This is a genomic window from Prosthecobacter fusiformis, assembly GCF_004364345.1.
Taxonomy (GTDB): domain Bacteria; phylum Verrucomicrobiota; class Verrucomicrobiia; order Verrucomicrobiales; family Verrucomicrobiaceae; genus Prosthecobacter; species Prosthecobacter fusiformis.
In genome coordinates, this window is the sequence record NZ_SOCA01000003.1 from 506,812 (window position 1) to 528,794 (window position 21,983).

15 protein-coding genes are annotated in these 21,983 nt (G+C 56.6%); 8 read left to right on the forward strand and 7 right to left on the reverse strand.

Features of this window, described 5'->3' with window-relative positions; all coding sequences use genetic code 11:
* Positions 1-17: 17 nt before the first annotated feature.
* Complete coding sequence (locus EI77_RS11305) at positions 18-707, reverse strand: hypothetical protein (RefSeq protein WP_133795367.1); 690 nt, start codon at positions 705-707, stop codon at positions 18-20.
* Between the two features lie 240 nt (positions 708-947).
* Between EI77_RS11305 and EI77_RS11310 the strand changes: the two genes are divergently transcribed.
* The 3 genes from EI77_RS11310 (at position 948) to EI77_RS11320 (ending at position 6,757) form a co-directional block, all read left to right on the forward strand.
* Positions 948-1,388: a 23S rRNA (pseudouridine(1915)-N(3))-methyltransferase RlmH gene (locus EI77_RS11310; protein ID WP_133795368.1), complete on the forward strand. Its 441-nt coding sequence runs from the start codon at positions 948-950 to the stop codon at positions 1,386-1,388.
* Positions 1,389-1,574: 186 nt separating this feature from the next.
* Positions 1,575-4,424, forward strand: a complete 2,850-nt coding sequence (locus EI77_RS11315) for a PAS domain-containing protein (RefSeq protein WP_166647192.1) — start codon at positions 1,575-1,577, stop codon at positions 4,422-4,424.
* A gap of 26 nt (positions 4,425-4,450) precedes the next feature.
* Entirely contained in the window at positions 4,451-6,757 is a 2,307-nt protein-coding gene (locus EI77_RS11320) for a hybrid sensor histidine kinase/response regulator (protein WP_133795370.1), read from the forward strand.
* A 54-nt stretch (positions 6,758-6,811) separates the two neighbouring features.
* On the opposite strand, the gene EI77_RS11325 is transcribed toward EI77_RS11320, so the two are convergent.
* Entirely contained in the window at positions 6,812-7,330 is a 519-nt protein-coding gene (locus tag EI77_RS11325; protein WP_133795371.1) for a peroxiredoxin, read from the reverse strand.
* An 85-nt stretch (positions 7,331-7,415) separates the two neighbouring features.
* On the opposite strand from EI77_RS11325, the gene EI77_RS11330 reads away from it, so the two are divergent.
* From EI77_RS11330 to EI77_RS11345, 4 genes are all read left to right on the forward strand, one after another.
* Complete coding sequence (locus EI77_RS11330) at positions 7,416-8,207, forward strand: TatD family hydrolase (protein WP_133795372.1); 792 nt, start codon at positions 7,416-7,418, stop codon at positions 8,205-8,207.
* A gap of 229 nt (positions 8,208-8,436) precedes the next feature.
* Positions 8,437-14,916 carry a DUF1800 family protein gene (locus EI77_RS11335; RefSeq protein ID WP_133795373.1) on the forward strand — a complete coding sequence of 2,160 codons (6,480 nt, stop codon included), beginning with the start codon at positions 8,437-8,439 and terminating at the stop codon, positions 14,914-14,916.
* A gap of 35 nt (positions 14,917-14,951) precedes the next feature.
* Entirely contained in the window at positions 14,952-16,364 is a 1,413-nt protein-coding gene (locus tag EI77_RS11340) for a DUF1501 domain-containing protein (protein ID WP_133795374.1), read from the forward strand.
* Between the two features lie 24 nt (positions 16,365-16,388).
* Positions 16,389-16,955 (forward strand): hypothetical protein, encoded by a 567-nt coding sequence (locus EI77_RS11345; protein ID WP_133795375.1) that lies wholly within the window; start codon positions 16,389-16,391, stop codon positions 16,953-16,955.
* A 21-nt stretch (positions 16,956-16,976) separates the two neighbouring features.
* On the opposite strand, the gene EI77_RS11350 is transcribed toward EI77_RS11345, so the two are convergent.
* The gene (locus EI77_RS11350; protein ID WP_133795376.1) at positions 16,977-18,032 is read right to left on the reverse strand and encodes a ComEC/Rec2 family competence protein; all 1,056 of its coding nucleotides are present in this window, start codon (positions 18,030-18,032) and stop codon (positions 16,977-16,979) included.
* Between the two features lie 156 nt (positions 18,033-18,188).
* Here EI77_RS11350 and EI77_RS11355 point away from each other — a divergent pair, with 156 nt between their 5' ends.
* The gene (locus EI77_RS11355) at positions 18,189-19,730 is read left to right on the forward strand and encodes a glycoside hydrolase family 88 protein (RefSeq protein ID WP_166647193.1); all 1,542 of its coding nucleotides are present in this window, start codon (positions 18,189-18,191) and stop codon (positions 19,728-19,730) included.
* A 44-nt stretch (positions 19,731-19,774) separates the two neighbouring features.
* On the opposite strand, the gene EI77_RS11360 is transcribed toward EI77_RS11355, so the two are convergent.
* The 4 genes from EI77_RS11360 to EI77_RS11375 form a co-directional block, all read right to left on the reverse strand.
* Complete coding sequence (locus EI77_RS11360) at positions 19,775-20,176, reverse strand: NINE protein (protein ID WP_133795378.1); 402 nt, start codon at positions 20,174-20,176, stop codon at positions 19,775-19,777.
* Positions 20,177-20,281: 105 nt separating this feature from the next.
* A complete protein-coding gene (gene gcvH, locus EI77_RS11365; RefSeq protein ID WP_133795379.1) occupies positions 20,282-20,659 on the reverse strand; it encodes a glycine cleavage system protein GcvH in 378 nt (125 codons plus the stop codon).
* A gap of 38 nt (positions 20,660-20,697) precedes the next feature.
* A complete protein-coding gene (leuD, locus tag EI77_RS11370; RefSeq protein ID WP_133795651.1) occupies positions 20,698-21,294 on the reverse strand; it encodes a 3-isopropylmalate dehydratase small subunit in 597 nt (198 codons plus the stop codon).
* Between the two features lie 37 nt (positions 21,295-21,331).
* On the reverse strand, positions 21,332-21,934 hold the full coding sequence (locus EI77_RS11375) for an LptF/LptG permease family protein (RefSeq protein WP_133795380.1): 603 nt from the start codon (positions 21,932-21,934) through the stop codon (positions 21,332-21,334).
* Between the last annotated feature and the right edge of the window lie 49 nt (positions 21,935-21,983).

Genomic DNA, 21,983 nt, shown 5'->3' on the forward strand with positions numbered 1-21,983 from the left:
CGAACGGGAGATTCAGACTACTGTGGCGGCACGCGGAAAAGCTTGCCTGTGTAAGGGCACTTCACTTCCATACCGGTAGGAAGGCCGGTGACGTCCACGAGCTGATGCTTGGCAGCGTAAGGGCTGTTCACAAATCCGGCGCGTCCTGGGATGGCGGAGCCATAAGGGAGATCTGAGGCTGGAGCAGGAGCCGTCGCGGGTGCTGGTGTATCCTGAGCAGGAGCTGGCTCAAGCTTAGGCTCTGGAGCAGGTGTGATGGCCGCCACTTTGCTTGGAGTGGAGGATGGCACCGGGACCGTCACGGAAGTGCGCGGTTTTGGCTGGCTTTCAGTCGTCTGGACTTTGGGTGCAGGCGTGGAAGCAGCGACACGGGGTGTGCTGTCAATGCCACCAGGGACAATGAAAGGCTTCTGGGTATATGGGCAGACGACTTTGGAGCCAGCGCTCATCCCGCGAACGTCAACAAGGCGTCCTGGGCTGGTATAAGGAGTGCGGACGTAGCCAGGAAGATCGCTCACGGCACGGGCCACAGGCAGATTACTGTTATCGACTGGAGTTGGAGCTTGGCGTTTTGGAGCTTCCACAGGTGCTTTGTTCTGGGCCACCACGCGGGAGGTGGAGGACAACGGCGCACCTGAAGGCTTGCTAATATAATAGGAAATCAGGCCTTCGTTTTGAATCTGGTTCCAGGCTTCACGGGGAGGCATGGAGCAAGAGGCGAGAGCCACTGCGGTGATACCCATTAAGGGAAGACGGAGCCGGGGGAGCATCTGGGAGTGAAGCATGGCGTAAGTGCGTTTTTTTGAATTCGCTCGGTCATTTTAGGGTTTTTTTAAGATTACGCAACTGCAATGGTTAACCCAGACAGTAATAATCGCTTTAATTTCTGGCTTTATTTAGATTTTCCATAAGTTGGCAGTGATTCATTTTTATCCGATAAGATACACATGCACTGGAAACTCATCACTGTCGGGAAACCGGCACTCACCTGGGCACGGCTCGGAGCGGAGGATTATCTGCACCGGTTGAGGCGGGTAGCGAAGGTGGAGCACGTGGTCATTAAAGAGGGGCCTCGGGACCTCGTGGAAGGGCAGCTTTTACAGGCCAGTTCCGATAGCCTCCGCCTGATCCTGGATGAGCGTGGGAAGGCCTATCGCAGCTTGGAGCTGGCGCGTTGGATCGAACAAAAAGACCTTCACGGCACCAAGCGCGCCAGCCTTATCATTGGTGGTGCCGACGGGCACAGTGAATCCTTCCGCAAGCAGGCTGATGAATGCTGGACCTTATCCTCGTTTACTTTGCAGCATGAAATAGCTCTCGTTGTCCTGGCTGAGCAGCTCTATCGCGCGTATAGTATTCTTCGAAATGAACCCTATCACAGGGAGTGACATAAGCCCTTACTTTTTGCTGAAATGAGACTCAATTCACCCAGGATTCGCCTTGTTGAGAAGTTGACCTGCGCTTATATTTAAAAAAAACCGACTTTCAGCCTTTAGGCTTACTCAATGTCCTCATCCGTCCTCCGAAACGTGATTCACCCCAAGCATTCTCCCTCCTCTGCACTGAGGACTGGGATGGAAGATGCTGGGGAAGGCATCCGCCCCGCTGAGGACATGGAAGTGGTTCTGGGAGTGCTGATTGAAAACGCGCCTGTAGCCATGGCCATGTTTGACGACCAGATGCACTACATGCTGGCCAACCGCTCCTGGATAGAAGAGTTTTCACTTCAGGGCGTGCATCCATTGATCGGGCGGAGTCAGTACGATGTCTTTCCTGTCATGCATCCAGGATGGAGGCAGGTCTATGACCGTGCGCTCCAGGGGCACGTTGTCCGCAGTGAGCATGATGCCCTCTCGGGTCCGGATGGACGGCGGGTCGTTTACCGCTGGGAAGTCCGGCCGTGGCGGAGGAAGAAAGACGCCAGTGTGGGCGGTCTGATGGTGACTTGTGAAAAGTTCGGCAATGCCGCGGCCCTCCAGGCCCTGGTGCCGGAGGGGGAGCCACCTGTAGAATCCAAGGAAGAAAAGGCCCCTCATCTCCAACTGGTCAATACCAACCTGCCGATGGTCATGCTGGATGAAATGGGAATCGTGCAGCAGACGAATACCGCTGCTGCAGAGATGGGACTCTCCCGTGGTATCCAGGAAGGTGCCTCCGCATTTTGGGAAGTTTTTGCAGATCCTCGGGAAGCCTCACGCCTGCAATTGTCATGGGGTGGCGTTTTGGAAAAGCTGGCTGGTGAGGCGCGCTCCACGGGCTGGGTGATGGAAATGCCTGCCATGCAGCGCCAAATTTTTACGGATGCGGAGAAGGCACCCCCACAGCGCTGGTTGATCACGCATTGTGAGGGTGGTGAGGCCAAGCGCTATTTGGCGATGCTGCTGCCAGCCATGGCTGCACCGCCAGCGCCCCCGCGCGTGAATTTTACCGCCCCCCCGAATTTGCCCGCTATTGCCAATGCGGTGGCCAGTATATCCCAGCCGCAGGCGGAGAGTTCAAGCCAGGCTCTGGAAATGCGCCGCTTGCAGGATGAGCTGGCGCGGGCACGCCAGGAACTGCGCACCCTTCACGAGGCAGAGCGTGTTTTTACCCAGAGAGATTCCCGTGTGCGGCAGTATCTGGATGCCCTGCCTTGTGGTGTCCTGGTCCTGGATGACTTGGGCACACCGCTGTATCAAAATGAGCCGTTGACGAAACTGCTCGGTCGCCCTCTGCGCAGGGAGGAGACGGTGGAAAATTGGCTCAGTGCGGCCTGCCCTAACGACGAACATCGTACAGAGGTGACGTTGCTTTGGCGAGATGACGTCTGGCGTCGTCAGCTCACGCGCATCTTTTCCCTGGCCACGGCTGATGGTCTGCTGAAGGAGCTGGAGTTTCAGCCTTCGGGGCTGCCAGGAGGGGGGCTTCTTGTGTGCATCCAGGATGCCACGGAGCATTGCCGCCATGAGGAGCAGTTGCGTGCCACGGAGGCCAAATTCCGCACCTTGCTGCATGAGTGCCCTGTTCCTGTGGTCTTGATGGACAAAGCCGGATCCGTCTTTGAGGTCAATCATTTGGCGGAAATTTTGTTAGGCCATCCGAAGACCGAACTCCGCCGTTATCCTCTTGATGCCTGGCTGGATCCGCAGGATGCGCGTGCACGCCGCGAGACGGTGCGCCAGATGCAGGAAAGCGGAGAACGTAGTACCTCGCTTGAGGTTAAGGTACTTCAACCTGGGCGGGAGTCTGTGCCCGCTCTGCTTACCTTGGCGCAGGTTTTGGATTCCTCGGGAGAGCCCCACTGCACGGTACATTTCTTCCAGAAAAAGGAAGCCGTTAAGGCGGTCCCGTCCGGCATCGCTTCGGCCCCAGGGCCTGTGTCTGCCGGACTGTCTTCGAAGCGCATGGGGACATCCACAGAAAGACTGCTGCGCACCAATGTGAATGGAAGGATCAAAGAGATCTCTCCCCGTGGAATGGAATTGCTCGGCCTTACAGAAAGCGATGCGAAAGGCCGCGCACTGCATCTGCATTTCCGCCCTTCTGACCCCACGGGTTTTTACACGGAACTGACGAGACTGGCCCAGAGTTCAGACCCGGTTTCGACACTGGATTGCTTCACACGCGATGGAACGCGGCAGTCCTGTCATTTGCGAGTGGTTGCCTCAGGTGGTGGTGGTTTTGATTTCGACCTCTATGATGCGTCCATCGCTGGAATCCCCACGGAAAATTCCTTCGGCCCTGCTTTCACGGGCATGGACCCCAATTCGCAGCCGCTTTTTCAGACGTTGCTGACTTCGGCTTGGCCTGTCGCAGATCTTTCCCGGGAAAAATTGCTGCTGAGCGAAACGCATCACCGGATCAAGAACCACCTGCAGATTATTTCCAGCCTGCTCAATCTGGAATCGAATACCATCACGGACAGCACCGCCCGCACCGCTTTGCGCTCTAGCCAGAACCGTGTGCGCGCCATCGCTGAACTGCACCAGCACCTCTATCAGATCGCTCTGGGTACCGCAGAAAACTTCAGCGTCTTTGCCAGTGGGCTCGTCCAGCGCCTGCGTGATTGTTATGATATTTCTCCAGAGCGGGTGGCCGTAAGGTTGGATTTGGAGGAAGGGAACATTCAGCAAGAATGGCTGATGCCGCTGGCCCTCACGCTCAACGAAACGCTCTCAAACAGTTTTGAGCATGGCTTTCCTGGCGACCGATCGGGCGCGGTGAAAGTAAACCTTACTTTCGGCTCCCAAGGAGGCCGCTTGGTCGTATCTGATGACGGGGCAGGGTTTCCGCCCGATTTTTCGGCGGCGGCTTCTCCAGGTCTCGGTTTGAAAATATTGGCCGTGTTTGCCGAGCAGATGCGTGGTCAGCTCAATGTGGGAGCCAGCAATTCTGGTGGCACTGAAATTCAATTGCGATTTCCTATAGCATATGCTGATATTTAGAGTTAGCGTGGTATCGTTAATTCAAAATGAATGGTTCTGACCGCATCCGTATTCTAATCGTCGAGAACGAAGGGCTCGTCGGCTGTGACATGGCCGCGTGTCTGACCGGCCTCGGCTATCGCGTCGTTGGCACTTGTCCCACTGGCGAAGAGGCGCTGCGGTTATATGACGAGCTGAGGCCTGAGCTGGTACTCATGGATGTGCATCTGGACGGTGCCCTGGACGGGATCGAGACGACCAAACGCTTGCAGCAGAAAGGCGATGTCGCCGTGGTCTATGTGACTGCGTGTGCCGATCAGGAAACTGTACAGAGAGCCCGTGAGACCCAGCCCCATGGTTATCTTTTAAAGCCATTCAATCAGGATGAGCTGCGCCTGGCGGTGGAAGTGGCGGCCACACGGCATCTCAATGATCTCGCTCGCGTACGCCGTGAGCAGAGTTATTTCGAAGCCTTTCAAAGTCTGGCGGATGGTGTCATCGCCGCCGATTTGGCCGGGGTGATTGTGTTCATGAATCCGGCCGCAGCCCGGATCACAGGCTGGGAGCAGCAGCAAGTGGTCGGCAGATCACTGCATGAAGTTTTCCGCATCTATCATGCGAGCGGTGAACCTGCGGCTGTGGAATTGAGTTCAGCTACCCAGCCAGCCGCAGAGCGCACCGTCTGGCTGACCACTCTCAATGGCAACCGGGTGGCTGTGCAGGATCGCTCCACTCCGCTTCGTGATCAGGCGGGTCAATTGACCGGTGTGGTGATTCTTTTCCGCGGATTGTCTGTGACTGTATCGGAGGAGCCTCCATCCCCGTCCCCGGCGGAGCGCGCTGCCCAGGCACCTCTGGTGGATGTGGTTGAAAGCATCTCGGATCCCCTCATCGCTTTGGATAGCCGCTGGCAGCTCATCTATGCCAATGCCAGTGCGCAGAAGCTCTTTGAACGTGGGCCTGAAAAACTTTTGGGCGCAAATCTCTGGGACCTGTTGCCCACAGCCACGCGTGAATCTCATTATGAAGCGCTGGCCCATGCGCTGCTCCATCGGGAGTCAGTCACTCGAGAACTTTACTTTGAAGAAAAGCAGACCTGGCTGGAGGTTCGCGGTCATCCTTTTGCGGAGGGCCTGCTCGTCCTCATGCAGGACATCACCAGCCGACGTGAAGAGGCTGAGCGACGCAACCGCATGGACCGGCTCGAATCACTCGGCCTTTTGGCCCGAGGGTTTGCTCATGAATTTAATAACCTGCTGACCGTCCTGCTGGGGAATATTTCCCTGGCCGAGATGCGGCTGCGTAGCGCCGTGCAATTGCCTGAACTGCACACTGCCAAGCATGCCACTCTGCAGGCCCAGGGTTTGGTGCAGCAATTGCTGACCTTTGCGCGCGGAGGTGCCCCCATCAAACGGCCAACCCAGCTCGGGGATTTGGTGGAGCAGTTCTTTCTTCATCACAGCCGTGCCACGCGCATCGAATACCGGCTGGAGCTGGCCCCTCACTTGCCAAATCTGGCCGTGGATCCCGCGCAGATACGTCGTTTGTTAGGCAATCTCATCCGCAATGCCGAGCAGGCTCAGCCAGAAGGCGGCGTCATCACTGTCCGCTGCTTGGCTGCAGATCCTGGGGAAATGTTTCCTCATGACATGCTGAGCGACCTGCCCTCACTTCCCACAGGCGTGGTCATTGAAGTGAATGACCGAGGTGAAGGCATCTCCACAGAAAATCTGGCCCATATCTTTGAGCCTTATTTCAGCACACGAAAGGCGGAAAATGCCACCGGTCTGGGCCTAACCGTTTGTGAATCCATCGCCAAAGCACATGGCGGCTCCATCGCAGTGCGCAGTGAAGCGGCGAATGGTACCACCGTACGGTTTTACCTGCCCGTGGATGCTGAGGGTGAAGAAGTGGATGCCATGGGCATCAGCTCCGCCTTTGAAAGCGCCCCTCAATCCTCCGTGCCGCGCATTCTGGTACTTGAGGATGATCCATTGGTGCGCAGCCTGATTGTCCGCAATCTGAGCAGCCAAAATTACGAAATCGCCGAAAGCGCTGAAGGCAGTGAGACTGTGCGCCTTTATCAAGAGTCCCTTGTCGAAGGCCGCCCTTATGACCTCGTCATTCTGGACCTTTCCATTCCGAACGGAATGGGGGGCGTCCGTGCCATGGAGCGCCTGCGGCAGCTTGATCCTGAGGTGTTGGCCATCGTTTCCAGCGGTTATTCGGATGACCCCGTCATGGCCAAACCCGCCGCGTATGGCTTTGCTGCAGTGCTGCCGAAACCTTATGAACCTGCGGACATGATCCGCCTGGTGAAGACCGTTCTCGCTCAACGTACGGTGCGGAAATAAAAAAACGCCGTCTGTTTCCAGACGACGTCTCTACAAGAGAGGTTTCCCCAACAGTTATTTGGCTGCGAGCACGCGCTTGATATCAGCAGCCTGCTCACTGGTGGAGGCCTTCGTGTCTTTCCAAACGATCTTGCCGTCCTTGACCAGGAAGGCCTGCCGGCTGGCCAGGTTCATGGTGCCTTTGACAATGCGTTCCACCTTGAAGGCATCCACGATTTTACCTTCAGGATCGGCGATCAGGTCATAGGGAAGGGTAAAGTCATCTTTGAATTTTTTCTGCGCTTCCGGTTTGTCGAAGGACACTCCCAGCACCTGGACGCCTTCTTTGGTCAGGTCGGCAAATGCATCACGGAGAGAGCAGGCCTGCTTGGTGCAGCCGGGAGTGTTAGCTTTCGGGTAAAAGAAGACCACCGTTGGGCCTTTGGCATACACATCGGCAAAGTTCACGGTGGCTCCGTCCTGGTTGATCCCCGTGACCATAGGGGCGGGAAGGTCCACTTTTTCTCCCTCGCCTGCATAGGCGCTGGTGAATAGGCTGGCGGCAAGGGCTAGGATTGTCAGGGTGTGTTTCATGGGTTTGAATGGGGAAGGCTATCAGCCGGTTGCTGAAGACGCTCCATAAAACGCACGAGACCGCCCATTTATTCCCCAGACTCGCATGCTCTACGATGCCCATAATCACCTTCAAGATGAGCGCCTGGACCCCTGGCGGCCTCAGGTGATGGCAGAGCTCGCCACCTCCGGCCTCACGGAGGCCGTAGTCAATGGAACCTCCGAAGAGGATTGGCAGGCCGTTGCCTCCCTGGCCCGGCAGCATTCATGGGTGAGGCCCTCCTTCGGCCTGCATCCATGGTATGTGAGGGAGCGCAGCCATGCATGGAGTGAGCGTTTGGCAGACCTCCTGCGCCAGTTTCCACAGTCCGCTGTGGGGGAAATCGGCCTGGACCGCTGGATCGAAAACCCAGACGTCGAAGCTCAGCTTCACTGCTTTCGTACCCAGCTAGCCCTGGCTCGGGAAATGGACCGCCCCGTCACCATCCATTGCCTGCGCGCCTGGGGCATGCTGGAGGAGGAACTGCGCACGCAGCCGTTGCCCACTCGTGGATTTCTCCTGCATTCCTATGGTGGCCCTGTGGAAATGATTCCTGGGTTTGTGAAACACGGGGCCTATTTTTCACTTTCCCCCTACTTTGGGCATCCGCGTAAAGCCGCGCAATTGGAGACCTTCAAGTCGGTCCCCATTGACCGCCTCCTGGCTGAAACCGATGCACCGGACATGCGCCCGCCAGATTTTTTGAATGATCACCCCTTAGTCCAGGGTGATCAGTCTCTGAATCATCCCGCCAACCTTCGAGTCAGCTATGAGCTGCTGGCAAAGCTGCGAGGCATTCCGATGGAGGAGCTGGCCGATCAGATGGCCGAAAATTATCGCCGTCTTTTTATAGGCTGAGAGTGCCTGGACGGATTTGTAAATGAGTACCTGACCAGCTATCGGTAAATGAATTTCTTATCGAGGTGCCGTTTTTAAGTGTGAAGAAATAAGAGGTGCTTAATGTGCTCTTTTTATAAACCTGAACGCATTGTTCGGCACTCCACCAGTTTTGTATTTTTTTTACAACATTGAGACAGTGCAATACATTGCTTGTTGATCAACTCTCGGTTAGGATGAGCGAAATTGTATGCAAAAGGCTCCTGCTTTGATTTTCAGCGTTGTCCTGGCCCTCTCCGCCTTCGCTCAAGCCCAGACGGGTGTGCTGAGGGAGGTGTGGACAAACCTGGATGGCGGGGCCGTGGCCGATCTCACCCTTTCTCCAGATTATCCTGCGAATCCGGTGCTGCGTGTGGTGGATGCCACTTTCGCCAGCCCGGTCAATTGGTCAGACCGATACGGCCTCCGCATGCGGGCCTACTTGACCCCGGCAGTTTCAGGCAACTATACCTTTTGGGTAAGTGGAGATGATTATTGCGAGTTGTGGCTGAGTACCAATGACTCGGCTGCAAATAAAACTCGTATCGCTCATGTCCCTGGTTGGACTGACGCTAAACAGTGGACCAAATTTACAGAGCAGCGCTCCTCCCCGGTCTCGCTGGTGGCAGGTACACGCTATTACATTGAAGCCCTCATGAAGGAAGGCTCTGGCGGGGACGGCCTCGCAGTTGCCTGGGCCACATCGCCGAGTGCCACACCTCAAGTCATTCCCGGTGCGGTGCTCACCCCCGTGGAGGTTCCGGCAACTATCCCGGTGGGACTCATTGTTGAAGCTGGAAAAACCATTACTCAATACGCGCCTAACTACACGGTCGAACTCGTTGCACAGGCCCTGAATGTGGCGGATGCAAACATTGCCGCGACCGTGCAGTGGTCACAGGTTAGCGGTCCGGCGGCTACCCTTGCCACACCGGCGCTACCCACCACTCAGCTTACCGTTAGCCGTGCGGGTACGTATGTCTTTCGGGCCACCGCCACACACTCGGAGCTGACTGCAACGGATGATGTGACCGTGGTCATTGCCCCCCCGCTGGCACCCGATGCGGGCAAGGCGCTGGCAGAATACTGGTTCGGTGTGGATGGCAATACAGTGGCTTCTTTATCGCGTAGCCTGGATTACCCAAATTTCCCTCACGCCCACCGGTTGGTCACCACGCTGACCCAGACCCAAAACTTAGGCGAGCTTTATGGCCAGCGTGTGCGCGGTTTTATTCTTGTGCCCACGACCGGCAGTTACCGCTTTTACATGGCAGCCAATGAAAAGGCGGAGTTCTTACTGAGCACGGATGATTCCACCGCCAATCTGCAATCACGTGCGTCGGTGACCACGGCCGTGGGTGTTACCACTTTCTCCAATCACGCTTCTCAGGCTTCTCCCTTGATCTCCCTTGTTGCTGGCAGGAAGTATGCCTTTGAAATTCGCCACAAAGAAGAATGGAGCACCGATCACCTCACCCTCATGTGGCAGCAGCCCGGGCAGGACTTCCTGAGCGAGATCGTCGGAGAATATCTGGCCCCTCCTGCGGATTCCGCAGCCGTAGTCGCAGCGACGCAGGAGTTTGACCTCGCGCATGACTATATCCTCAATGCCGGGCGCGATGCCGTCCTGCACATGCCTCGGAATTCTATATCCTTCAGCGCCTATGAATCCCGCCGCAATTGGGGAGAGGATACCCCCGTCAGAGCCTGGTCTCAGGTCAGCGGTCCCAGTGGAGCTTTGTTTTCCGCTGCCTCTGCCGCGCAGACCCTTGTCACCTTACCCAAGGCAGGCATTTACGTGCTCCGTTACAGCGTCACCACACTGAATAACACCAGTACGGATGAAGTGACCGTGGAGGTGAAGGCACCCATCAATGCTCAGGTTGGCAGCCTCACTCGCCAGGTTTGGTGGGAGCGCAATTTTGCCAATCTGGATGCACTGCGCGCGGACCCTGCTTATCCGAATCATCCAGACATCGTAGATACCATCCCGGATCTCAAGCAGGCTAACAACTGGGCAGACCGTTATGCCACTCGTGTGAGCGGCATCCTGAATGTCCCAGCGGGCGGCAAGGATCCGGTGAACTACCTTTTTTATGTCGCCGGTGATGATGCGGTGGAATTTTCCATTAGCACAGATACTAGCCCTGCCAATTTGCGTAAAGTTTGTTACGCCACCACCGCCAGCGGACGTGAAGTATGGACGAACGAGGCCTCACAAACCTCCGCTCCCATCGCCTTGAAACCCGGTGGCCGTTATTATGTGGAGTTGCTGCATAAGGAAACTTGGAGCAGTGATTACTTTGCCGTTGCCTGGAGCCCGGAAAGTGACCGCAGACCGAAGGTGATTGAGGGCAGCTACCTGGAGCCCAGCCAGAAAGCCCCCGCCTTTGATCCCACGCTCACCTTTTATGCCCGCGCTGGAAAAGACCGCACCTTCTGGTGGCCCCATGACCGCACGCGTCTGGCCGGTTCCTGGGTCAAGGCCATCAGTTCAGACAAAACTCCCACGGTGCTTTGGAAGCAGGTCTCCGGGCCTAAGTCCACGTTGGTGGAGCCTTCCAGCCTAACCAGTGAAGTGATCTTCTCCGCTGCTGGTATTTACACTTATGAGCTCGCCGTTACAGAAGGCAGCTACACCCATCGGGATACAGTCATCATTACGGTGACCAAACCTCTGCTGGCCAATGCCGGGTCTCTGACACGCTCTGTCTGGCTGGACGTGGCCGGTGCCACCCTGGCGGACCTGCTGGCCTATGATCCCACACTTTCTTATCCGCACATTGAAGACCTGCTCCCAGGCGCGGAACCTCCAGCAAGCTGGGCGGACTATCACGGCACCCGCTTGAAGGGCAGCCTCGTTGTGCCAGTCGCCGGTGCCTATACCTTCTGGATCGCCTCGGATGATGCTTCAGAGATGAAATTCGATTTGAAGGACGGGCAGGGGCTTCGCCGCATCGCCTACCTGGACACTGCCGTAAACAACTCGCGAGACTGGGACCGCCGTGCCTCGCAAAAATCCGTGACGTTTAACCTCCTGGCCGGCGTGCTGTATCCTTTGGAAATCCTCCACAAGGAAAACAATTCGTCGGATTATTTGGCCGTGGCCATGGACGGCCCGGCGACCAATGGCCGCGAAGTCATCTCCCGAGGATTTTTGGTTCCTGAAAAGGCTGCTCCGGCTTTCAATCCCGAGATCACAGTCGCCCTGGGAACGGATCGCACCATCCTCTGGCCTCAGAACCAGCTTGCTCTGGCCGCACTGGTTTATGATTTGAAGCAAGGGCCGCAGCCGATCACCTATCAGTGGTCGTCGAAATCAGCGAAAGTGACTTTTGACAGCAAGACTGGCCCTGTGGCCATGGTGACGTTTGGTGGCCCAGGCGTTTATGAAATCAAGATGACCGCCAGCGATGGCGTCAGCACGGCCAGCGATATCATGTTGGTGACGGTCCAAAATCCGCTCACTGCCAAGTCAGGTGGTTTGCTGCGTGAAACATGGACTGGAGTTAGCGGTTACCAGCTTGTTAATCTGACCAATTCTGCAGCTTACAAGGGACCTCCTAGCTTCACGGACATCATTCCAAATCTGGAGACTCCCAGCAATTGGGGGGACAACTACGGCCAGCGCCTCACCGGTTTTCTTCAGGTGCCTGTGGAGGGAGATTATGTGTTCCTTCTGGCCAGTGATGAAGAGAGTGCCTTTTGGCTGAACCCGACGGGTCCTGCCGCTGCCGGTGCGCAGAAGATCTGCTCCACCCCTTATTCTACGGGCTGGCATAACTGGACACGCTATCCCTCGCAAAAATCCGCCGTCATCCATCTGGTTCCCGGCATCCGTTACTATGTCCAGGCCCTGCATAAGGAGAGCGGCAGTGACGATTACTTTGCGATGGCCTACCGCCTCTCAACGCAAACAGATGCTGAAGCCCAGATCATTCCCGGCACACTTTTGAGCCCGCCCGATGGTGTAACCGCATCCGCTTTTGATGGAGAAATGAACATTCGTGCAGGTGAAGACCAGACCAGTTTCTGGCCACGCAAGCGCTTTACTCTTCGTGGTTCCGCCGTGGATTATGTCCCCGGTCCGCAGGCGCTGGCCTACCGCTGGTCTGTTCTGAAAGGTCCAAAAGGCGCAGTCTTTGATTCCCCCACTGCCCTGACTACCGCTGTGGAACTGCCTGCGGCGGGCACCTATCAGTTGCAGCTTACGGCGACGGATGGTGTGAATACCCGCTCTGCCACCATGGGCATCATCATTTCGCCTCAACTGGCGGCTGGCACCGGTTCCATTTTGGCTGAAACCTTCAATGGCATCACGGGCGGGTGGGTCACGGATCTCGTGGCGTCTTCCAAATTCCCTAACAGCCCGGATTCACGCGTGCAGCTCTCCGGCACTGAAATCGTATCCAATAAAGGTGACAATTATGGGATGCTTCTGCGGGGCTACCTGCACCCCCCCGCCTCTGGCATCTATCGATTTAATCTCGCCTCCGATGACTGGAGTGAAGTCCATATCAGCCCAGACCGCACTCCTGAAAACAAGGAACTGGCGTGCTTTGTTCCAGCCGGGACTGATTACTATGAATGGCGCAAGTTCCCAGATTATCAGCTTTCCCGCCCCATCTCACTAGCCAAGGGGAAAAGCTATTATATCGAAATCCGATATAAAGAATCTGGCTGGCGTGATCATCTGGCCCTGGCATGGCTTCGCCCAGGAAATGCGGCTTTTGAGGTGATTGACGGCCCCTTCTTGTCTCCCTTCCAATTGGCAGACAAACAGCCTCCCACCATCACCCTTACGGGTGGTTCCAATGTGACTGTCAATGTCGGTTCCTCGTATGTGGACCCAGGCTTTAGCGCCCAGGACCTTGAAGATGGTAATCTGACTGGCTCAGTAACCACCCAAGGCACCGTGGATACCACCAAGCCGGGCACCTATGTCATTCGTTACGTCGTCACAGACTCCTCAGGTAACCAGTCCGTGGTTGCAACACGCCAGGTGACCGTGGCAGTTGCAGAAGGCACTGACCCTATTTATCCGCCGGATAGCAGCGGCAGTCATGCCACAACAGCTTGGTCTGCCCCAGCCACGGTTACGGACATCGAGGCCGCACGATTCCTGAAGCAGGCCACCTTTGGGCCTTCTGAGGCAGACATTGCCCGGGTGAAACAGCTTGGCTTTTCCAAATGGATTGATGAGCAACTGGCCCTGCCGGTCACTTCCCATCTCTCGCATATGGATCAAATGGCCCTGTTTGAAGGTGCCCAGGAAAAGTTGATCGAGCTAAGCCGCACGGCAAATACTTTGGGCCTGCCTGGCAAGGTGATGCCGATGACCAGCACCCCGCTGGAAACGGAGGACCGCTTGTATAGCTGGTGGACTCTTGCCGCTACCTCCCCTGACCAGTTGCGCCAGCGTGTGGCCCTGGCTCTGAGTGAAATTTTAGTGATCTCAGACCGCAACGGATCCCTGCGCAACTACCCTCGCGGGTGTACCAATTATTATGATCTGCTGGTGCGTAGCGTCGCTCCCGGAGTCACCTATCGGAAGTTGCTGGAGGATATCACCTTCAATCCCATGATGGGCACCTGGCTCACGATGGTGCGCAGCTCCAAAGCCCAGCCTGATGAAAACTATCCGCGTGAGATCATGCAGCTTTTCAGCATCGGTCTTGATCATCTGAATAAAGATGGAACGCTGAAGCGCAATGGCTCCGGCAATGCCATCCCGACCTATACCCAGGAAGAAATCTTGGAACTCTCACGGGCCTTTACAGGCTGGACCTTTAACAATTCCCGCAGTTTCACCTGGAGTGGAAATGCCACTGATGAAATCAATCCCATGATGTCTTTTGAAGACTATCATGACCGGGGTCAGAAAGTCATCGTGGGTGGTGCCACCATTCCAGCCGGACAGACCGCTGTAGAAGATGTCCGCAGTTGCCTGGACATCCTCGCCGCTCATCCCAATGTCGGCCCCTTCATCAGCAAGCGGCTTATTCAAAGGCTGGTCACCAGCAACCCTAGCCCGGCTTATATTTTCCGCGTCTCCAAGACCTGGGACAATAATGGCAAAGGCGTGCGTGGTGATATAGGTGCGGTGGTCAAGGCCATCCTGATGGACCGGGAGGCTCGTACCCTGGGCACCACCGCCAGCGCTGGCAAAATGAGCGAGCCAATGGTCCGCCTTGCCCGCATGCTTCGCGCCTTCCCCAAGCCTCCTAGCAGTAATCCGCCAGTGCTCGGACGTTACATCATGTGGAATGCCACGGATGAACTCGGCCAATGGCCTATGCAGGCCCCTACTGTCTTTAACTTCTTCAATCCCTCCTACTCCCCTCCAGGAGCCATCCTGGATGCTGGGATTGTCTCCCCCGAGTATGAGATCACCACAGAACTCACCGTCACAGACACTGCCAACTATTTCTATGAAGGCGTGACCAACGGGTTTTACACCAACCAGGGTGGTCGTGTAGGCCTGGACATCACCCCCTTGACCGCGCTCTGGAGCACGCCGGATGCTCTCTTGGCCAAATTGGAAACCCTTTTGTTAGGCCGGACGATGTCCGCTGGATTGCGGGATTCACTCGTGAGCCTTCATACGCTTCATGCTGCCAATTCCACCAATGGTGTGAAAGCCATGTTGCAGCTCATCACCGCTTCGCCGGAATTCGTTACCGAGCGCTGATTCTGCCTTCTTATACACCCTCTTTTTCGCGCCTCATGACACCGAATGAAATGCCCCGACTGCTCACCCGGCGAAATTTCCTGGGCTCCAGCGCATGTTCGGCCATGTCCACGACCTGCCTGCTGAATACCATCCTGACTCTGCGCCATATGAATGCGCAGGCGGCGGATGTGCTCGAGCCGGGGGCCCCGTATAAGGCCATCGTCTGCGTATTTTTATACGGTGGCAATGACTCGAATAACGTGCTCATGCCCCGTGAGACATCGGCCCACGCCAAGTATGCCGCCAGCCGCACGGTCCTTACCATTCCTCAGGCCAATATCCTCGCGCTGAATACCCTCAATGATAATGGACTGAATCTGGGTCTTCACCCGTCCATGACCGGTTGCCGGGATTTATACAATCAGGGAAAACTCGCCCTGCTTTCCAATGTTGGTACCCTCATCGCACCGGCCACGCTTCAGGACTATTACAACCACACTGCAGCTGTTCCGGAGAATCTTTTTTCCCACAGCGACCAGCAGGTACAGTGGCAGACCTCGGCCAGCACGATGAATGCTGCCTATACGCAAACCGGGTGGGGTGCTCGCATGGCTGAGGCACTGGTCGGCACTCAGGAGCGCACCTCCGTCTCCATGCTGGTTTCCCTCAGCGGCACCAATTTTTTCCAGGTGGGGAAAACGATGCTGCCTTTCCGTCCCGGTCCGGGTGGCACCCCTGTATTCCGCCTTGGACAGGGCAGCAGTTCCCAGGATGTGTCCCGTTATACCGCCTTCCGTAACATCCTCAGCAACGAGTATGCAAACCTGATGGAAGACGCTTTTGCCGACCTTTCCAGCAAGTCCATCATTGAGGCCGATACCATCAATGCCGCCCTTCAGGGAACATCGAATTTCCCCACCATCCCGGCGAATAATGACCTGGGTGAACAACTCCGCACCGTGGCCAAGATGATCCAGGCTCAGGGTCCGCTGGGCATCACACGCCAGATTTTCTTCGTCTCCACCGGCGGTTTTGACACACACGGTCCTCAGCTTGATGACCATGCAGGTTTGTTAGGCCGCGTTAGCGCCGCCATGAAAGGCTTCCAGGATGGACTTGAAAGCATCGGCATGGGAGACTCAGTGACCAGCTTCACCGCTTCGGATTTTAACCGCACCTACGATTCAAATGGTCGCGGCTCTGACCACGGCTGGGGCGGGCATCATCTTGTCATGGGCGGCGGGGTGAATGGTCAGAAAGTCTATGGCACTTATCCAGATCCTGACATCACTGTCGCGGGTAATCCCCTAGATACCGGTCGTGGTCGTTGGGTGCCCACCACCAGTGTGGATCAATACGCCGCCACCATGGCGAAATGGTTCGGCCTATCCGATTCCCAGATCCGGGAAGTATTCCCCAACATCATCAACTTTGATGCCAACGTCGGCTTCATGAAGGCGGCTTGAGGCTCTTCCGTTGATGTAGTGCTAATGAAACGTTTTCTCCGCCCCGCGGCCTTTGGCCTTCTGCTGGTGCTATCCGTATTGTTTGGGCTGATGTTGGGAAAAGGCAATGGCCTGTCAGGTCTGTGGGCGGATGTCCAAAGCCTGTTTCGCGAAAAACAGCCAAGCCTGGACCCCAATGACCCCGCCTTGAAAGCAGCCCTCCCGCAGCCGGATCCTGCAGCGGGTCTCCCGCCTGGACCTCTCAATGATTTGCTTGATCCCAGCCTGACTCCCGAGCAGCAGACCACCATCGTCGGGCAGATGCTTCTGGATTACTGGACCACCGTTCGTTCTCTGCCGAATGGCACCTGGCAGGAAATCTGTGACCAGCTCGCCGGAGCCAACGGGAAAAAGCTGGCGCTCGTCCCCAAGGAGCACCCGGCCCTACAGGACGAAGCCTTTCGCGCCTCCCCAGAATCGCCCGGCATTCGTCTCCATGTCCTTTCCAGCAGCGGCTGCGCTTTCCAGTTGATCTACGATGGCCCGGATGGCCAGCCCTATACCGACGATGATCTGGTGCGCAATTTCCCGCCGGACGTGAAATTCAAATAAGCGTCTTGTGCCGGATCGCAGTCACTTCTTACGCGTTTGGAACGTACGCGAATGCATCTGCGACGGCACCTTGACTGTGTAGCTTTTTGCATCCGTGCTGACAGTGCACTGGATGGGATGTCCCGTGCAGGCATCTCCGAGGTCCCCATGATTGGCGATCATGCTTTTGTCCTCCGTATTCTCACTGTCCTCACGCACGTTCTCGTGCATTTGATACATCGCCACGATTGAGGGCGTGGAAGTCAGCGCATCCATGGCGGATTTGCTTGTGCCCTTTTTGGGTCCGTTGTTCATGACGGAAACCGTCGGCTCCAGGCTCTGGATGAGCACCGGATTGTTACTGCTTTCCAGGCCATGATGATTCACCTGATACAGGTCCACCTTGCCTGCGAGATTAACCGGCGTGACCAGTTTCTCCTCCACATTCCAGGTCAGATCCCCACCGTCAAAAAAACGAAAATCGCCGAACTCCAGCAGTAGCACCACACTGTTGGCATTGTCACTCGGGTCCTCAGCCTTCGGTGGTACAGAGCCCGTCAGCGGATTGTGAGGCGCATCAGCAGGAGCGTTGATGAACTTTTGGTTCGCGCCCAGGCAGCGGAGTTTCAGCCTGGGGCTGTCAGTCGCCTGTTTCAGCGGCACCGCATCCCCCGCCGCCAGCGTTACCCGCTTCTCCACCTTCGCATTCAGGTAAGGGCGGCTTAGCAGGGTCCAGCGCATGTCCTGCGGCTTGCCATCCGGGCTTCTTTCCGGCACCCCCTTGTCATACAGCGTCCCGATGGGCATCAGTTCCGCCAGCTCAGAAAGCCCGCCAAAATGGTCTCCATGAAAGTGGGTGATGATCACGTGATCAATCCTCTTCAGCCCCGCTGTCTCCATCGCGATCTTCCGGATACGCTCTGGATCGCGCCCGCCCGGGTTACCCGTATCCACCAGTATCGATTCACCTTCCGGCGTGATGATCAATGTTGATCCGCCGCCTTCGGAGTCGATCCAGTAAATGTCCAGCGTCTTGGCCCGTGCATGCGCCCAGGTGATGGAAATGAACAGGCAGCAGAGGGCGAAAAAAACTTTCATGGTGAACTGCTTACCAAAGCCAGATCAACAGCGAAATGACAAGCCTAAAACTCCCTTGAGGATGCTTCCCTCCGCTGGTTTTGGTAACCTGTATTAACTTGGCAATGAACTGCGTCTGCTTACATGTCCTTTGGCTCCAACCAAACGCCCCAGTTCATGAATATCCAGCCACTCCACTTCAGCCGCCGCCAGTGTTTGAAAACGCTCAGTCACGTAAGTTTGTTAGGCCTGGGTTCGCGGCTTGGCTTTTCGGTGGAAAATAGCCCCGCAGCCCAGCACATCGCACTGTCATTGGGTGAAAGTCCTGACGTGGCTCCAGAGGTACCCTTGGTCCCCGGATTTCTCCGCTTCGGCTGGAAGTCTTTTGCCGTGGGCAATGTCGGCAGCGCACCCACCACGCTTCACGGCCTGGGTGAAGCGGCCCCCGCAGTGCCGGACAATGCCGAATGCCGCTTGCGCCTGACCAATGCAGTCGATGTCCGCAATGATTACGCCATTGAAGTCAGCACGCCAGATGGCGAAGTCATCGGCACGCTGCCAGTTCGTTTTGCCGCCTTGTATCAGGTGCAGGAGATGGTCCTCACTCCTGCTCAGGCCAGACAGGTATTGAAAAAAGGCGCCGTTTTAAAACTCGTGAATGGTCCCGCGCCCCTCTGGTTCTTCGCTCCTTCACCGGAGGCCTCACCGACGCCTGATGTGCTGCAACTCCCACACGTTCTCATCGCCCCGCCTGGAGATCCAATGACTGAGTTTGAGCATCGCCTGCGCGGACTCGTGATGCTCCAAGGGTTCGGCTGGCAGAGCGGTTGTGCTTCAGAAGGTCTTCTGGATCTGGCCGAAGCCCGCAAGGACGATGCCCTGCTCGCCCTCGTGGATCGTTACCTCTCCATGTATTTCACGGCCGACGGCGTGGCCTTCGAAAGCCCTCGCAGTCATCCGGTCAAAGACCGCGTCGGCGGCATTGAGGAACCTCTGCCCTGGGCCACCCTGGCACGTCGTCAGCCGGATCATCCCGCTTTGGAAATTGGCCGCAAATTCCTATCGTCAGACAAGATCAGCAAGCACAACGTCTCCCTGGGCCAATCCCTCACCACGGAGGGAAACTACACCGCCGCTTATCCCACCGCCGTGCTTTCACGCGTATTAAAAAGTGAGGAGCTCGCCACCATCGCCCTTCGTCAGCTCGAGGCCCGTCGCCTCACCAATATCCATGATGGTGATGTCTATCAGTCCGCCAGCATGGCTGGGGGCAAACATTTGCGAAACTGGTGCCGGGGCGTCTGCTGGTATTATCTCGGCCTCGTTCGCACCATCCAGGCCCTGGATGATGAGCGCGCCACTCAATCCTGGCTGCCGGAGATCAAACGCGTCGCCGCTTTCCTCCTCCATCATCAGCGCGAAGACGGCCTCTGGGGAAATTTCATTCACGATCCCCAGTCCGTCACGGATACCTCCGGCTCCGCAGGTCTCGCCACCGCTCTTGCCCGTGCCCATGCCTCAGGCTGGCTCAAGGACGATTCACATAAGGCTGCACAAAAGACGCTCGCTGGATTGGCGAAGCATCTCACCCCGGATGGCCTTCTCGGCGGGGCTGCCCAGAGCAACAAAGGCGGCACCGCTTTGCAGGAAGGCAGCTACCGCGTCATTTACCAGATGGGCATGGGACTCCAGGCCCAGCTCATCGCTGCATTAAAATAAAAAAGGCAGCGGAACCCATTTCCGCTGCCCTATCAGTCGTGGCTTCAGGCACCCTTGTTCAGCTCATCCAGCTGATCATTCAGCGTGCAGAAGTCATAGATGACCCCGATCAGGAATCCACCACCTGTAAGGAGATAAAGCAGCCCCGTTAGCCACTTGCCCTGGTAAAACCGGTGGATACCGAAGATGCCCAGGAAGGTCAGCAAGATCCAGGCGACAGAGTACTCATACGGCCCTTGGGCAAAGCGCGCATCCGCTTGGCGGTCCATCGAGGGGATGAGGAAAAGGTCCACAATCCATCCGATGAGGAACAGTCCCCCCGTCAAAAACCAGATCACTCCAGTGACGGGTTTGCCAAAGTAAAACCGGTGAGCACCTGTGAAGCCAAAGATCCAGAGGACGTAGCCAAGTGCCTTATTGTGAGTGGAGATGGGAGCGTTATTCATAGCGCCCCCATCATGAAGCCTGCGCAGCGATCATCCACTGTAATTTGCCAACAGATTTGGAACGCTATCAGTCTCAAAACTCCAGCGGAATTTTGAAGCCGTATGTTAGCCGATGTGCACCTGATAAGCCGCCGCATCCATCAGGGCAGCGGCATCATCGGCACTCGTCAGCTTCATTTTAAAAATCCAGCCTGCACCGTAGGGATCAGTATTGATCAGGCCCGGCTCCGCATTCAGGGCTTCATTCACCTCCACAATTTCACCGCTCACCGGCGCGTAAATATCACTCGCCGCTTTGACGGATTCCACCACGCACACCTGCTGGCCTGCGGTGACCGCGCCCAGTTTCGGCAGGTCCACAAAGACCACATCCGTCAGCTCTGCCTGCGCGTGATCCGTGATGCCCACAGGAGAAATCGCCTGCGTAGGGTCCACCCACTCATGCGAATCACGATAACGGAGCTGGTCGGGAATGGTGCTCATGGTGGGTGGTGTTGAAAGTGGGAAAAAAGAACGAATAGTTAGACCCAGCCCATCTGTGTCATTCGGCTATGGATCACTTCTTTGGATTCCAGCAGTTCAGCGATGGGGTCCCATTTGCCGCTCGTCAGCGCTTCATGAGCCGTGGAGGGAAGGGTCACACTGAAGCTGTCATCACCAAAGACGACCCGCTTGTTTTCCACATCCACCGTCACCTGGATCGCCGGATTCACTTCCACCGCAGCCGCCACTTTGGCGATGTCCTCAGCGGAGGCCATCACGCAGGGGATTCCCAGGGTGGTGCAGTTGCCAAAAAAGATTTCCGCAAAGCTTTGCGCAATCACCGCCCGGAAGCCGAAGCGATACAGTGCCTGCGGGGCGTGCTCACGGGAGCTGCCGCAGCCAAAGTTTGTGCCGGAAAGCAGAATAGAGGCGTTTTTAAAGCGCGGATCATCCAGCGGATGGCCTGTCAGATTGCCATCTTTGTCATAGCGCACGTCATAAAAGGCGAACTCACCCAGACCGTCAAAAGTGACGCACTTCATGAAGCGGGCAGGAATGATGCGGTCCGTATCGATGTCGGAACCTGGAACGTGGACGGCAGTGCCGGAAACTTGGGTGATCTTTGCGAGGGCCATGGTGGTCCTGAAAGTCATAGCATGGAACCGACCCGGCTCAAGCCCCAACCCGCGCCCGGTTAAACACCCACCCGATCCCCGCCCCGAACCCCAGCCCGTAGAAAAGTCCCCAGGACAATTTCCCATACAGGATCAACTGCGCCCGGTCCACTTTTCCCAGGTCCCCCGCCTTTGCCAGCGGCACCCAGTAGTCATACATCGCCGAATCTCCGGCGAAATAGCCCGCCGTATGCAGGGCAAAGAGAGCCATCGCCGCCGCCATCCATCCCCGCGTGCTGCCCAGCATCTTCATGCCCACCCAGGTGAAAACGAGGCACCCCGCTGCCGCCCCCACCCATTCCCCCACGCGTCCCTTCAGTCCAAACCACGCCACACACCACACGACCGCATACAGCAAAAAAGCAGGCAAAAACGCTTTGTAAAATCGCCCCATGCCCGGTGCCAGCGGACTCAGCAGCACTCCAGATAGCGCCAAAAACACCCCCGCAATCGCCGCATACATCCCCAGTTCGCCTCCAAAATCGCGAAACGCCCCCGCCGCAAACCCCCACACGGAAAACGCCGCCACACTCACGATCGCAAAACCGATCGCCCCGTGGAGCACATCAAAAACTAGAGGGCGGCTGGAGGGTATAGGCATCTACTTCCAACGCTAGGGTGCCACGGATGTTTGCAATCTTTCCTATGAC

Excerpts from the sequence above, each read along its gene's own strand:
- EI77_RS11340 (WP_133795374.1), top strand. The coding sequence starts at position 14,952 with ATGACACCGAATGAAATGCCCCGACTGCTCACCCGGCGAAATTTCCTG.
- EI77_RS11325 (WP_133795371.1), bottom strand. The coding sequence starts at position 7,330 with ATGAAACACACCCTGACAATCCTAGCCCTTGCCGCCAGCCTATTCACC.
- EI77_RS11330 (WP_133795372.1), top strand. The coding sequence starts at position 7,416 with ATGCTCTACGATGCCCATAATCACCTTCAAGATGAGCGCCTGGACCCC.
- leuD (WP_133795651.1), bottom strand. The coding sequence starts at position 21,294 with ATGGCCCTCGCAAAGATCACCCAAGTTTCCGGCACTGCCGTCCACGTT.
- gcvH (WP_133795379.1), bottom strand. The coding sequence starts at position 20,659 with ATGAGCACCATTCCCGACCAGCTCCGTTATCGTGATTCGCATGAGTGG.
- EI77_RS11315 (WP_166647192.1), top strand. The coding sequence starts at position 1,575 with ATGGAAGATGCTGGGGAAGGCATCCGCCCCGCTGAGGACATGGAAGTG.
- EI77_RS11320 (WP_133795370.1), top strand. The coding sequence starts at position 4,451 with ATGAATGGTTCTGACCGCATCCGTATTCTAATCGTCGAGAACGAAGGG.
- EI77_RS11375 (WP_133795380.1), bottom strand. The coding sequence starts at position 21,934 with ATGCCTATACCCTCCAGCCGCCCTCTAGTTTTTGATGTGCTCCACGGG.
- EI77_RS11360 (WP_133795378.1), bottom strand. The coding sequence starts at position 20,176 with ATGAATAACGCTCCCATCTCCACTCACAATAAGGCACTTGGCTACGTC.
- EI77_RS11335 (WP_133795373.1), top strand. The coding sequence starts at position 8,437 with ATGCAAAAGGCTCCTGCTTTGATTTTCAGCGTTGTCCTGGCCCTCTCC.
- EI77_RS11305 (WP_133795367.1), bottom strand. The coding sequence starts at position 707 with ATGCCTCCCCGTGAAGCCTGGAACCAGATTCAAAACGAAGGCCTGATT.
- EI77_RS11345 (WP_133795375.1), top strand. The coding sequence starts at position 16,389 with ATGAAACGTTTTCTCCGCCCCGCGGCCTTTGGCCTTCTGCTGGTGCTA.
- EI77_RS11350 (WP_133795376.1), bottom strand. The coding sequence starts at position 18,032 with ATGAAAGTTTTTTTCGCCCTCTGCTGCCTGTTCATTTCCATCACCTGG.
- EI77_RS11355 (WP_166647193.1), top strand. The coding sequence starts at position 18,189 with ATGAATATCCAGCCACTCCACTTCAGCCGCCGCCAGTGTTTGAAAACG.
- EI77_RS11310 (WP_133795368.1), top strand. The coding sequence starts at position 948 with ATGCACTGGAAACTCATCACTGTCGGGAAACCGGCACTCACCTGGGCA.